Consider the following 14,144-nt stretch of genomic DNA (forward strand, 5'->3'; position numbering starts at 1 on the left):
AGAAAGTTACGAGAGCAAATTATAAGAAGCACAAAGGAAGTTGCTAAATTCCGTTTGGTCATTTATGTTTTTAAATATTAATTGAAAACCATTCCGACATATTGCATGCGATAATTATTTGTATATTGAAAATTAACATCTCTATAAATTTTTAATTTAATATTATTAAAATCATCAAGGCACATTTGGCTTACTGGCAAATTTAATAATATTGGAATATCCATTATTTTCTAAACCCCAAATAATACCAATAAAACATGCTTTACCTATTCTAAGTTTTGCTATTATTTAATATAGGTAATACTTTGTCATCATTTGTGTTTATTTATGGCGCAATTAGTAATAAATTGCGATATTTTGAGAATGAACTTTTTCTATTTTAACAGTGGTTTCAAAGACATCTTCTAAAATAACTGAGTTCATAATCTGTTCTGGGGTTCCTTGATAAACTAACTCACCATTTTTCATCGCTAAGATATAATCTGAATATACGGATGCAAAGTTGATATCATGAATAACAATCACAATGGTTTTACCCAGCTCATCGGCTGCGCGGCGCAATTGTTTCATCATGGCAACAGCATGTTTCATATCAAGATTATTGAGTGGTTCATCAAGTAATACATATTTAGTATCTTGACATAACACCATAGCAACATAAGCTCGTTGCCGTTGACCACCAGATAATTCATCTAAAAAGCGGTCTTTATATTCAGTAAGATCTAAAAAATCGAGCGCTCGATAAATATGGTTATAATCATCAGCATTTAAACGCCCTTTGGTATAAGGATAACGCCCAAATCCAACTAGTTCAAAAACAGACAATCTACTGGTAAAACGGTTTTCTTGTCTCAATACTGATAAATAAGTGGCAAGTTTATCACTTGGCGTATTAACAACATCCATATTTTGAATTTTAACTTGTCCTTCATCAGCTAATAGAAGACGACTTATAATTGATAATAGCGTCGATTTCCCCGCTCCATTTGGACCAATAATAGCAGTAATTCCACCTTGTGAAATCGTCGCGTTGACATTTTTTAATACAGATACTGTTTGATAGCTTTTACTAACATTATCAATTTTTATCACTTTGGAACCTTTTTTAATAATAAGAAGATAAACAAAGAACCACCAATGAATTCAATGACAATGGATAATGCACCAACCATATTTAATACTCGCTCTAAGAACATTTGTCCACCGACCAGAAAAATAACACCTAACAAAAAAGCAGTAGGCAATAAAAAACGATGTTGGCTTGATCCACAAATACTATAAGCTAAATTAGTAATTAAAAGCCCCAAAAAAGTAAATGGACCGACTAATGCCGTTGACACTGACACTAAAACTGAAACTAGCAATAATATAATAGTGACACTTTTTTGATAATCGATACCCAAATTGATTGCATTATCCCGACCCAACGCAAGTACATCAAATTTAAATCGCATTTGCCATAAAAATAGACCAACAATAGCTACTATTACTAACGAAAAGATAATCAATATAGGCTCTGCACGTGTAAATGTAGCAAAAATACGACTTTGAAGCACAGCGAATTCAGACGGGGTCATCAAGCGTTGCAATAGATTAGAAAAACTACGGAATAATGTGCCTAAAATAATTCCTATTAATAATACCAAATGTAAATTTTTCTTGAGTCTAGTAAACAAACCTCGATATAAAAATAAAGAGAATAGAATTAATAAAAGTGATTCGAATACAAATTTACCAATAATACCAATATAAGGAATACCTTGTGAATCAATACAAAAGATTACAACTGTTTGAATAAGTACAAATAGTGATTCAAATCCCATAATAGAAGGTGTTAATATTCGATTGTTGGTAACTGTTTGAAAAAGCAGTGTTGATGTCGCAGCCGAAAAAGCGACTAAAATCATAGTTAGCATTACCCACGTTCGATGCTTCAAAATATAGCTAATATTGCCTTTAAGGTTGAAAGTCATAAAACATATTATGCAAACTAGAGCAATAATTAACAATAAAAGAACTCTTTTTTGACACAAAATATGGCGTTTTTGATTAACTAACATGACGTTTTCGACTCAACAATATTAAAAAAATAATAGCGCCAACTACGCCAAGAATAACACTCACGGGGATCTCAAAAGGATAGCGAATTACACGCCCAATAATATCGCAAATTAAAACTAATCCACTACCAAACAAACAGATCCATGGCATGGTTTTACGAACATTGTCTCCAAATAATAAACTAACAATATTTGGTACAATCAATCCTAAAAATGGTAAAACTCCAACAACTACAACGACAATACCGCCAATTAATGCAATAACAATAAGCCCTGTAAACATAACACGACGATAGTTAAGCCCTACATTAATAGAAAAATCACGCCCCAAGCCAACTACAGTAAACTGATCCGCACACCAACAAGCAAGTAATGTCAAACCACCCACCAACCATAATAATTCGTAACGGCCTTTTAAAATAGCTGAAAAATCACCCGATTCCCAACCACCAAGTGATTGTAATAAATCAAAATACATGGCAAAAAATGTAGTAATAGCGCTAATAACTGCACCTAACATAATGCCAATAAGAGGTACCATTATTGCAGACTTTAAAATAATCTTTCGAGAAATCGCCATAAATATCATTGTGCCAATCATAGCAAATAGGCTAGCAACAACCATTTTAGTCATAACACTAGCGCCAGGAGCTAAAACCATCATAACTAATAAGCCAAGACTAGCCGATTGAGTAGTGCCAACTAAAGAAGGTTCAACAAATCGATTTTGTGTTAATAATTGCATAATCAAACCTGCAACACTCATGGCGCTACCTGCTAACAATAAGGCAACAGTTCGAGGAATACGGCTTACAAAAAAAATCTCACGCATATTGCTATCTGACCATAAATCAAATAGTGTCACATGCCCTGCACCAATAAATAAACTTATTGCAGTCATGATCAATAAAATGAACACACCTGCAATAAAATAAAATGATTTAATCATGCTTTACATTAATGCGCTGGTTCACTTTGCAAAGCGACACCTATTTGATCCATCAAACGGCTATAGGTTTGAATACCGCCAGCAATATACATGGAAGAAGAATCTAAATAAACAATATGGTTTTGTTGCCATGCAGCAGTTTTTCGGATCAATTCGTTGTCAAGTACTTGTTGTGCAGACTGAGCTTCTTTATTACCAATTGCATTATCTCTATCTAACACAAATATCCACTGCGGATTAACACTCAAAATAAATTCAGAGGTAACAGCATTACCATGACGACCAGCTTCTTGGAAAGTAGTTGCTGGCTGAAAACCGAGCACATCAAACACAAAACCAAAACGAGATTTTGAGCCATAAGCCGACATTTTACCGCCATTAATCATAATCACAAGCGCTGTGCCAGCCGTAGTTGTCTTGGTTTTCAATTGTTCGATTTTTTGATTAAAATCGGCAATAAGTTTCTTAGCTTCATTTTGTTTATTGAAGATTGAGCCTAATTGTTCTGTTCTTTGAGTTAAACTACTTAAAAAATTATTTGGGTCAATATCTAAAGAAATCGTCGGAGCAATATCATTCAATTTTTTATAAGCATCAGTAGCGCGACCTCCAGCAACAATAACATCTGGTTGAATTGAACTTAAAACTTCATAATTTGGTTCAAATAAAGTGCCCACATTAGTGTAGTCTTTGCGTCCATATTTAGATAAGAAAGTTGGATAATGTACATCTGATTGAGGCACTGCTGTCACAGGAATATTTAATGCGTCCATGATATCAAGTGTTGCAGTATTAAAAACAACAATTTTTTTAGGATTTTCAGGCAGATTAGTTTTACCTTGAGCATGTTCAATGATAAGTGTATTTGCAGAAGTTTGCTGTTCTTTTTTATTGTCACATCCAACCAAAACAAGCAAAACAGCAAGTAAAACTAAAAATTTCACTTTGATATATGAATACATTGTAACTCCTAATTATCAGCCAAGTAAAAAAACAAAAACGATAATTATAATAATTATCATTTACATCATGATTGTAACTAAAAATTTTGTTCTATTCAATGTACTTTAAATGTTTAAAAAACTAATATGTAATAAAAGGCACATTAAATCGTACTGAAATGAATGGATTAAAAAGCTATCGATTTTTTTATTCGATAGCATAATTAATATTGATAATTAGAGTTGTTTAGTGTGATCAAGTGATAAATCTTTAAGTTTTCTAGTTAAGGTATTTCGCCCCCAGCCTAGCAGATGAGAAGCATCTTGTTTATGGCCTCGAGTAAAATCAAGCGCACTTCTTAATAAGATTCGTTCAACATCATTTATTGCTTCAGTCAAAATTCCTGTTTTACCATCTACTAATGCTTGCTTTGCCCATTGTTCCAGCAATACTTTCCAATCAACTTCTTGTTGAGAAAAGTGGCTTGTAGGCAATGTGTTATTTTCATTTGTAACCACTGTTTTAGCTGTCGATAATTGCAATAATTCTGGCGGTAAGTCCTGAACTATAACTTCTTTATTTGAAGACATTACGGTAACCCAGCGACAAATATTTTCAAGTTGACGAACATTACCTGGCCAATTAAAGCGACATAAAACATTTAAAGCTTCCGAACTAAACACTTTACTTTCTACCCCCAATTCTTTTGCTGCTGTATGTAAAAAATGTTCTGATAGTTTTGGTATATCTTCAGTTCGATCGCATAGCGGTGGCAATAAGATACGAATTACATTTAAACGATGAAAAAGATCTTCTCTAAATTTCCCCTCACGAACCCTAGCTTGTAAATCTTGATGAGTAGCTGCGATAATACGAACATCTACTTTGACAGGTGAATAACCGCCAATACGATAAAATTGCCCATCAGCAAGCACCCTTAATAATCTGGTTTGAACATCAAGTGGCATATCACCAATTTCATCGAGGAATAATGTACCACCATTCGCCTGTTCAAATCTTCCATGCCTAATTTGAGCCGCTCCAGTAAACGCTCCTTTTTCATGTCCAAAAAGTTCTGACTCAATAAGATCTTTAGGTATGGCTGCCATATTTAGCGCAATAAAAGGGGATTGTGAGCGTGGACTATGGGTATGTAGTGCTTTTGCAACTAATTCTTTCCCCGTCCCTGATTCACCATTAATCAATACACTAATTGATGATTTAGAAAGCCTACCAATAATACGAAAAACTTCCTGCATTGAAGGTGCTTCGCCAATAATGCTTGTAGAGGCTTTGGTTGTAACACGATGATGTGACTTGTCACGTTGATTTTGTAATATGGCTCGTTCAACAAGCTGAATAACCTCATCAACATCAAAAGGTTTGGGGATGTAATCATAAGCTCCTTTCTGATAGGAATTCACTGCTGCATCAAGATCAGAATGTGCAGTCATTATGATCACCGGTAAATTGGGTTCATGTTCTTTGACATAATGAAGTAAAGTTAATCCATCTAATCCTGGCATTTTTATATCCGAAATTAATACAGCAGGTTTTTGCACATGTGTGGTTAATGCATCAATGACTTCTTGTCCCGTCGCAAAGCTAACACAAGTAAAATGGGCATTTTTTAGAGCTTTTTCTAACACCCATCTAATTGAGCTATCATCATCAACAATCCAAACATTCATTTTAACTTACCTCATTGTTTAATTGGTAAATATACCGAGAATTCTGTATGTCCAGGCCAACTGTTAAATTCGATTTTTCCATGATGTTGGTCAACAATATTATGTGCAATGGAAAGCCCGATACCTGTTCCTCCTTCATAACCACTCACCATTGGATAAAAAAGTGTGTCTTGTATATGAATAGGCACACCAGGTCCATTATCTTCAATATCTATGCGTGCACATAACCGATAACGTTGTCCATGTAAAGTAACTTGAAAAGCTGTCCGTGTTCTGATCGTAATTGTACCTATATTTGACCCGATAGCTTGCAAAGCATTACGAACAATATTTAAAATTACCTGCTCTATTCGTTCAGAGTCATGAATAAAATCAGGTAAGCTTGGATCATAATCACGCAGAATTTTAATATTGGTTGTCTTTTCTAAACACAGCAAAGCATAAGTGCGCTCTATTGCTTGATGGATACTTTGCTCTTTTTGTTGCAAGCGTTGTTGTGGTCCTAATAATCTATCGACAAGATTTCGTAATCTGTCTGCCTGTTCAATAATGATTTTTGTATAATCTTGTAATTCATTTTTAGGTAATTCGCGTGATAATAGCTGAGCAGCACCTCGAAGCCCTCCTAGTGGATTTTTTATTTCATGAGCAAGCCCTCGAACTAATTCACGAGCAGCACTCTGTTGAGCTTGTTGCAATTGTTCTTGGCTAAGACGTTTATGGCTATTTAATGGAGTCATTTCAATTAAAATCTGTCCATTAACTAATAGTTGAGCGGTCAATGTTAAAATATGCAATTCATTATTGATAACTAAATTGACTTCATTATCTGTAAAACCCTGATTTTGCTCTAATGTACTGAGCATTAAATCTATATCCAAAGAAAAGTATCCCAGCAAATCAGGAAGATAACTTTCTAATAATTTTTTTGAACTTTGTGCTAATAATTGCTGCGCAGCAATATTGGCATACAAAATATTAAGTTTAGTATCAAGTAATAAAATACTTGTAATCATAGAATCGAGAACAAGATTAGCATCAGATTCATTATTAAATGTCATCGTTGGTTTTCCGTCCTGATTAGAAACCACCGCAAATTAACGGTGGTTTGATAGGTTAAATTACTATATAGTTTATAGACTATAGTACATTTCAAACTCAACTGGGTGTGGTGTCATACGTACACGATCAACGTCTTGACGTTTTAAATCAATGTATGCATCAATAGTATCGTTAGTAAATACGTTACCACGTGTTAAGAATTCACGATCTGCATCTAATGCATTAAGTGCTTCTTCAAGTGACCCCGCAACCTGAGGAATTAATTTAGACTCTTCTGGTGGTAAGTCATATAAGTTTTTATCCATGGCATCACCTGGATGAATCTTATTGATAATGCCGTCTAAACCAGCCATTAACTGAGCAGCAAATGCTAAGTATGGGTTAGCTGCTGGATCTGGGAAGCGAACTTCAATACGTCGCGCTTTAGGACTAGTAACAACTGGGATACGAATTGATGCAGAACGGTTACGAGCAGAATATGCAAGCATAACTGGTGCTTCATATCCTGGAACTAGGCGTTTATAAGAGTTAGTTGCAGGATTAGTAAATGCATTAATTGCTTTAGCGTGTTTAATAATACCACCAATATAGAATAATGCCATTTCAGAAAGGCCAGCATATTTGTCACCAGCAAAAAGATTTACGCCATCTTTAGCAAGTGATTGGTGACAGTGCATACCAGAACCGTTATCGCCAAACATAGGCTTTGGCATAAATGTCGCAGTTTTACCGTAAGCATGTGCCACATTTTGTACAACATATTTGTAAATTTGAACTTCATCAGCTTTTTTAGTTAATGTATTGAAACGGCAGGCAATCTCATTTTGGCCAGCTGTTGCAACTTCATGGTGGTGAGCTTCAACCACTAAGCCAAGTTGTTCCATGATTAAACACATTTCAGAACGAATATCTTGTGATGAATCAACCGGAGGAAGTGGGAAATAACCACCTTTAACGCTAGGACGATGGCCTTTATTACCTTCTTCATATTTTGTGCCAGAGTTCCAAGCAGCTTCAATATCATCGATATGTACAAAGCTACCTGACATTGGTGAACCGAAACGAACATCATCAAATAAGAAAAATTCTGGTTCAGGGCCAAAAATAACTGTATCAGCAATACCTGATGATTTTAAAAATTCTTCGGCACGTTTAGCAATTGAACGCGGGTCACGATCGTATCCTTGCAGCGTTGCTGGCTCTAAAACATCACAACGTAGATTTAATGTTGCATTTTCAAAAAATGGGTCGATTACCGCCGTTGAAGGATCCGGCATTAATACCATATCTGATTCATTAATACCCTTCCAACCAGCAATTGATGAACCATCAAACATTTTGCCATCTTCAAAAAAATCATCATCAATTTGATTAACAGGGATAGTTACGTGTTGCTCTTTACCTTTAGTATCTGTAAAACGTAAATCAACAAATTTAACATCATTTTCTTTAATTAGTGTTAAAACTTTTTGTATAGACATGTAGCTTCTCCATTGAGGACAAATAATTGTTCAGTATATGGCATACTCGCCAAGTAATTTATTTATGTAAATAGAGTGTATGCAAATATGATGCCATTTTTTTGTGTTTTTTTAATCATTTTTATTATGTAAATAATAACACAAACATCACAACGCACCAAAACAATGCATTAAGCACCAAATAGATGCACTAAAATAAGACATATAATATGTACACAAGTTATATTGTTATGTTAATTAATGCTTAATATATTTACTAAATAAATTTAGTTAAATTATCTTCAAAAGATGACTCATAATTTTATATTAAATATTTCTCAACTCGATTTTAACTTCATTGAATATCGAACTTTAATAAGCGCATAAATCTGGTAGTGTTAAACAATTTAATCAAACTATTAAGCTAATAACTCAAAAACTTTTTAACACTTTACTTGTTACAAAGATTTTAAGCATACTATGGCAAGTTTTCTTATATTTCTACTATATTTCAGTTTGTAATATCGTTATAATCTGCGTTTATATCGAAAAAATTAGGTAATCATATAAGTATGGAATTTCTTACACTCGAATTACTACCTTTTATAAAAAATCATATTTTACTTTCACTCGGTTGGATTATTTTAGTTATTGCAATTATTGTATTGACCATCAAAAGTAAATTATCTAAGGTTCAAAACATTAATAATGCTCAAGCAATTAATTTAATAAATAAACAAGATGCAGTTGTTGTTGATGTTCGCTCAGCAGATAACTTTAAAAAAGGGCATATTACTGAGTCTTATAACATTTTGCCAATTGATATTAAAAATGCGAATATTAAGCCAATTGAAAAATTTAAAGAAAAGTTTGTTGTTTTAGTTGACGAAAATGGTTTATCATCAACGGCTATTGGTGAAATCCTTGTAAAGCAAGGCTTTTTGCATGTCTTTACATTGAAAGATGGCATTGTAGGATGGAATAGCGAAAATTTACCATTAGTAAGAAAATAATATAATTTTAAAATAAGGTTTTATCATGACAGAACAAAACAATACACAACGTTCAGAAACACAATTTGCGATTCAACGAATCTACACTAAAGATGTTTCTTTTGAAACCAACAATGTACCTGAGATATTTACTAAGCAGTTCCAGCCTGCTATGAATGTTGAGCTAAATTCTTCCTCTCAAGTGTTGAATGAAAATGTATTTGAAGTTGCATTACGCGTTACAGTTACAATGAAATCACAAGATGAAGTAGTTTATATTTGTGAAGTAACTCAAGCAGGTATTTTTTCTGTTGTTGGATTCAATGATGCTCAATTACAACATTGCCTCGGCGCTTATTGTCCTAATATTTTGTTCCCTTATGCACGTGAAACTATTTCTGGTTTAGTTAGTAAAGGTACATTCCCTCCAGTAAATTTAGAGCCAGTTAACTTTGATGTGTTATTTATGAATTATCTTCAACAACAGCAACAACAAGCTGAAGCTAATGTTGGAGCCGAATCTGAAACAAACGAAACGCTACAATGATTTTTCTAAATTAATTAACATTAACGATAAATTAATAAATTGTTATGAAAAAAAAAGCTGTAGTGACAGTAATTGGAGCAGGTTCTTATGGAACCTCCTTAGCTATTTTACTCGCTCGTAATGGGCATCCAACTCTGCTATGGGGTCATAACCCTGATAAAATGGCTGCTCTACAGCAAGACAGACAAAATAAGCAATTTTTGCCGGATATTGCTTTTCCTGATCTGCTTCAAATTGAAAGCGATTTACAAACAGCTGTTTTAGCTGCCCCTATTTTGTTGATTGTTGTACCAAGCCATGCCTTTGCAAATATTCTGATACAAATTAAACCTTTTTTGCGCCAAGATACTAAAATTGTATGGGCTACAAAAGGGCTTGAGGTTAATACAGGGCGAATGTTACAAGATGTAGCTAAGGAAATTTTAGGTGATAAAATCCCATTAGCGGTTATTTCTGGTCCAACTTTTGCTAAAGAAGTGGCATCTGGATTACCAACGGCAGTAACTGTAGCATCAACTGATGAGCATTTTTTGAATCAACTGCAAACTTTGTTTCATTGTAGCAAAAGCTTCCGAGTCTATAGCAGCAAAGATTTTATTGGAGTGCAACTTGGTGGCGCAATCAAAAATGTTATTGCTATTGGAGCTGGATTATCTGATGGTCTTGGTTTTGGCGCCAATGCCAGAACAGCATTAATCACACGTGGACTTGCCGAAATGATGCGTTTAGGTGCTGCATTAGGCGCAGATCCAGCAACTTTTATGGGGATGGCAGGATTAGGTGATTTAGTTTTAACTTGTACCGATAATCAATCTCGTAATCGTCGTTTTGGAATGTTACTGGGTCAGAATAAATCCATTCAAGAAGCTCAAGATGCTATTGCCCAAGTTGTTGAAGGTCGCAATAATACAAAAGAGGTCTGGTTATTAGCCCAAAAATATCATGTAGATATGCCAATCACTGATCAAATTTATCAAATCCTTTATGAGCATAAAGACCCCAAACAAGCAGCGATGGCATTACTTAGACGATCACAAAAAGAAGAACTAAAAAGCTAATTTTTATACTCAAACACTTAGTTACCGGAAACTTTTTAACACAAAATTATACTAACTTGATACCTAAGTATTATAAAAACGTACCAATTCCTTTTTCTTTTGCTTTAAGATAGATATCGTAGCCAATATACACGTCTAATACTGCTGTACCAACAGTTTTAAACAGCGTAATTTGCTGATCATTTAGACGGCATTGAGCTGGATCTATCACTAAATCTCCTAACTCTAAAAAATCATCTTCTGATACCAATTGTTGTTTAATTGGATCAATAATATCGCCTGCTTCAGCAAATACACCTTCTTTAGTATCAACTACACGAATATTAGCCTTTTCAACAATACATTCTGGAATTTCATGCATTTCTGGCGTATAAGCACCCACTCCATTAACGTGCGTGCCAGGTTTTACTTTTTCGCCATTAAATGTCACAACTTTTGAGGTTGTAACCGAAGTAATAATATCAGCCTGGCTAATATCATCATCCAAATTTTTTGAAAAATAAAGATTAGTAGAAAAATGGGCAAAACGATGTCTCATCTCTTCTGTAAATTGTTTCGCTTTTTGTGTATCAATATCAAAAATAGCAACGTCAGTAAGTGAACGAACAGTTAACATTGCCTCTAATTGAGATACTGCTTGCCCACCAGTACCTATCAATACTGCTCGACTAGCATTTTTACGCGCCAGCAAATCGGTTGCTGCACCTTGAACGGCTCCTGTACGAAGCTGAGTGACAAAAGTACCATCTAACATAGCACAGACTTCACCTGTTTGCGGGTCTAACATTAAAACTTGAGCTGGTACTGATGGTTTACCCAATTTAGGATTGTCAGGAAATACCGAAACAATTTTTATACCCGCAATATCGCTACCTTTAATATGTGCGGGCATAAACAAACATTGTCCCTTTTGCATATCAAAATTTATTCGTAACGGCACATCACTGTTTCCTTGGCTATAGATTTTCAAGGCTTGTTTATCTGCAGCTATTGCATCTTTCATTGTATAAAATCTTTCAATATCATTGGCTGTTAAAATAAGCATTTTTATTCCTTATTGATTTTCTATATTTTTTAAACTTTAGTATCTAATATCTATTTTTTAGAGCAAGATTTATTGTTAATTAAACCATAAAAAACTGTTTTATATAACAAAAATCGCAGTTCTTGTATATCTTTTATATTTTCACTATTATTACTGCGTGTACTTTTGCACGATACTTGAGAAATCAAATGTTATTTAAAATATTAAAATTTTTCTTAAAGATCCTATTCCATGTAAGAATTCATGGTAATTTTGAAAACTTAAAACAAGATAGACTTCTTATTACCCCTAATCATGTATCTTTCCTTGATGGTATTCTAATCGGCGTATTTTTACCCGTAAGACCTGTTTTTGCTATTTATTCGGGTTATATTAATCACTGGTTAGTCCGCTTAGCAAAGCGTTATGTTGATTTTGTGCCAATGGATCCTCTCAGTCCAATGGCCATTAAGCGATTAGTTCGAGAAATCGAAAAAGGGCGCCCTATAGTGATTTTTCCCGAAGGAAGAATTACTGTAACTGGTTCTTTAATGAAAATTTATGATGGCGCTGCTTTTGTCGCCGCACGTTCTCAAGCCACCATTGTACCTGTTTGGATAGAGGGAGCAGAATTTACCTTAACTAGCCGTTTAAAAGGATTATTTAAACGTCGTTTATTCCCTAAAATAACCATTCATGTGCTTGAGCCAACATCAATTGCGATGCCTGACGCCCCTAAGGCTAGTGAAAGGCGCTATATTGCAGGTGAAAAACTTCATCAAATTATGATGAATGCACGCATGGCAAGTCGTCCAAAATTAACGTTGTTTGAAGCATTATTAGAAGCGCAAGTTCGCTATGGCGTTAAATCAAGAATGGTGCAAGACCCGACAACTCACGAAGCATCTTATCGCAATTTATTAAAACAAATTATAGGTGTTGGTTGTATTATTGCCAAAATTACTAAAAATAAAGAGCGAGTAGGTGTTTTATTACCCAATGCGACCATTACTGTTGCAACTATTTTTGGTTTGTCAGTAAAAAATCGAATTCCAGCAATGCTTAACTATACTGCGGGAACAAAAGGCTTAAACTGTGCCATTACTGCGGCTGAAATAAAAACGATTATTACTTCACGCACATTTATTAGAAAAGGGAAACTTGATTATCTACTTGAAGAAATCAAAGACGTTAAGTGGTGTTTTCTTGAAGATTTGCGGAAAAACTTAACTTTAAAAGATAAGTTTTATGTTGCAGTGCATCAATATATTCCACGCTTAATTAAATATCAACAATCAAGCGATGACGAAGCACTAGTATTGTTTACCTCTGGTTCAGAGGGGAACCCTAAAGGTGTTGCTCATAGCCATGCTAGCTTACTTGCTAATGTTGAGCAAATTCGAACGGTTATTGATCCAACTCCAGCAGATCGATTTATGTCAGCACTGCCATTATTTCATGCTTTTGGTATTACAGCAGGATTATTCCTGCCGCTATTTTCAGGTAGCCGTACATTTTTATATCCAAATCCATTACATTACCGTATGGTTCCTGAAATTATTTATGACCAAAACTGTACAGTTTTATTTGGTACGCCAACTTTCTTGGCAAACTATGCCCGTTATGCGCACCCATATGATTTTATGCGTTTACGCTATGTTGTTGCAGGCGCTGAAAAATTATCAGATGCAGTACGAGAACAATGGAAAGATAAATATGGTATTCGTATTTTAGAAGGCTATGGCGTTACCGAATGTGCGCCTGTTGTAGCGCTTAATGTTCCTATGGCATTTAAAACTGGTACTGTAGGACGATTACTGCCGGGCATGGCATCAAGATTAATTCACATTCCAGGCATTAGCAATGGAGGCCAATTACAAGTCAAAGGGCCTAATGTGATGAAGGGTTATTTAAGGGTGGAAAATCCCGGAAAACTTGAAGAGCCAGTTGCAATTGATGAAAGTGGACAAGCCGAAAAAGGTTGGTATGATACCGGCGATATCGTTGCTATTGATAGTGAAGGTTTTGTAACAATTAAAGGACGCTTGAAGCGATTTGCCAAAATTGCCGGTGAAATGGTTTCATTAGAAAGTGTTGAATCCTTAGCAAAAAAAGTTGACTCTGATGCAATGCACGGTGCAACAGTTAAAGCCGATGCTGCTAAAGGTGAAGCAATTGTCTTATTTACTACCTCAACAAAATTAAATCGAGAGCAACTTAATCTGGCATCTCAAGAATTGGGCATTCCGGCATTAGCCGTTCCTCGCGATATTCGTATAGCAAAAGAGTTACCACTACTAGGTACAGGTAAAATTGATTTTATTACTTTACGAAAAATGGCTGACGAATAAATAAACGA

At 34.7% G+C, this 14,144-nt stretch carries 12 protein-coding genes; 4 read left to right on the plus strand and 8 right to left on the minus strand.

Annotated elements, in window-relative coordinates; genetic code table 11:
• Positions 1-336: 336 nt before the first annotated feature.
• The 7 genes from A9G48_RS01440 to glnA form a co-directional block, all read right to left on the minus strand.
• Entirely contained in the window at positions 337-1,092 is a 756-nt protein-coding gene (locus A9G48_RS01440) for an iron ABC transporter ATP-binding protein (RefSeq protein ID WP_065575684.1), read from the minus strand.
• Positions 1,089-2,060, minus strand: coding sequence for an iron chelate uptake ABC transporter family permease subunit (locus A9G48_RS01445; RefSeq protein ID WP_065575685.1), 972 nt, complete (start codon positions 2,058-2,060; stop codon positions 1,089-1,091). Before A9G48_RS01445 ends, A9G48_RS01440 begins: the two co-directional genes overlap by 4 nt.
• Complete coding sequence (locus tag A9G48_RS01450) at positions 2,050-3,006, minus strand: ABC transporter permease (protein ID WP_065575698.1); 957 nt, start codon at positions 3,004-3,006, stop codon at positions 2,050-2,052. Before A9G48_RS01450 ends, A9G48_RS01445 begins: the two co-directional genes overlap by 11 nt.
• Positions 3,007-3,017: 11 nt before the next feature.
• Positions 3,018-3,971, minus strand: a complete 954-nt coding sequence (locus A9G48_RS01455) for a siderophore ABC transporter substrate-binding protein (RefSeq protein ID WP_141672932.1) — start codon at positions 3,969-3,971, stop codon at positions 3,018-3,020.
• A 216-nt stretch (positions 3,972-4,187) separates the two neighbouring features.
• Positions 4,188-5,642 (minus strand): nitrogen regulation protein NR(I), encoded by a 1,455-nt coding sequence (gene glnG, locus A9G48_RS01460; protein ID WP_065575686.1) that lies wholly within the window; start codon positions 5,640-5,642, stop codon positions 4,188-4,190.
• An 11-nt stretch (positions 5,643-5,653) separates the two neighbouring features.
• Complete coding sequence (glnL, locus tag A9G48_RS01465; protein WP_065575687.1) at positions 5,654-6,703, minus strand: nitrogen regulation protein NR(II); 1,050 nt, start codon at positions 6,701-6,703, stop codon at positions 5,654-5,656.
• A 72-nt stretch (positions 6,704-6,775) separates the two neighbouring features.
• Positions 6,776-8,185 carry a glutamate--ammonia ligase gene (glnA, locus tag A9G48_RS01470; RefSeq protein WP_034946750.1) on the minus strand — a complete coding sequence of 470 codons (1,410 nt, stop codon included), beginning with the start codon at positions 8,183-8,185 and terminating at the stop codon, positions 6,776-6,778.
• A gap of 551 nt (positions 8,186-8,736) precedes the next feature.
• Here glnA and A9G48_RS01475 point away from each other — a divergent pair.
• The 3 genes from A9G48_RS01475 to gpsA are packed head-to-tail and all read left to right on the plus strand — an operon-like array spanning position 8,737 to position 10,761.
• Entirely contained in the window at positions 8,737-9,177 is a 441-nt protein-coding gene (locus tag A9G48_RS01475) for a rhodanese-like domain-containing protein (RefSeq protein WP_034946753.1), read from the plus strand.
• A 25-nt stretch (positions 9,178-9,202) separates the two neighbouring features.
• Positions 9,203-9,703, plus strand: coding sequence for a protein-export chaperone SecB (secB, locus tag A9G48_RS01480; protein WP_034946756.1), 501 nt, complete (start codon positions 9,203-9,205; stop codon positions 9,701-9,703).
• 44 nt (positions 9,704-9,747) lie between these two features.
• Positions 9,748-10,761 carry an NAD(P)H-dependent glycerol-3-phosphate dehydrogenase gene (gene gpsA, locus A9G48_RS01485; protein WP_034946759.1) on the plus strand — a complete coding sequence of 338 codons (1,014 nt, stop codon included), beginning with the start codon at positions 9,748-9,750 and terminating at the stop codon, positions 10,759-10,761.
• Between the two features lie 70 nt (positions 10,762-10,831).
• Here gpsA and A9G48_RS01490 read toward each other — a convergent pair whose 3' ends face one another.
• Entirely contained in the window at positions 10,832-11,806 is a 975-nt protein-coding gene (locus tag A9G48_RS01490; protein WP_034946762.1) for an ornithine cyclodeaminase, read from the minus strand.
• Between the two features lie 188 nt (positions 11,807-11,994).
• Between A9G48_RS01490 and aas the strand changes: the two genes are divergently transcribed.
• Positions 11,995-14,136 carry a bifunctional acyl-ACP--phospholipid O-acyltransferase/long-chain-fatty-acid--ACP ligase gene (gene aas, locus A9G48_RS01495; protein ID WP_065575688.1) on the plus strand — a complete coding sequence of 714 codons (2,142 nt, stop codon included), beginning with the start codon at positions 11,995-11,997 and terminating at the stop codon, positions 14,134-14,136.
• Positions 14,137-14,144: the final 8 nt, after the last annotated feature.

Source organism: Gilliamella sp. wkB18 (assembly GCF_001690875.1).
Taxonomy (GTDB): Bacteria; Pseudomonadota; Gammaproteobacteria; order Enterobacterales; family Orbaceae; genus Gilliamella; species Gilliamella apicola_A.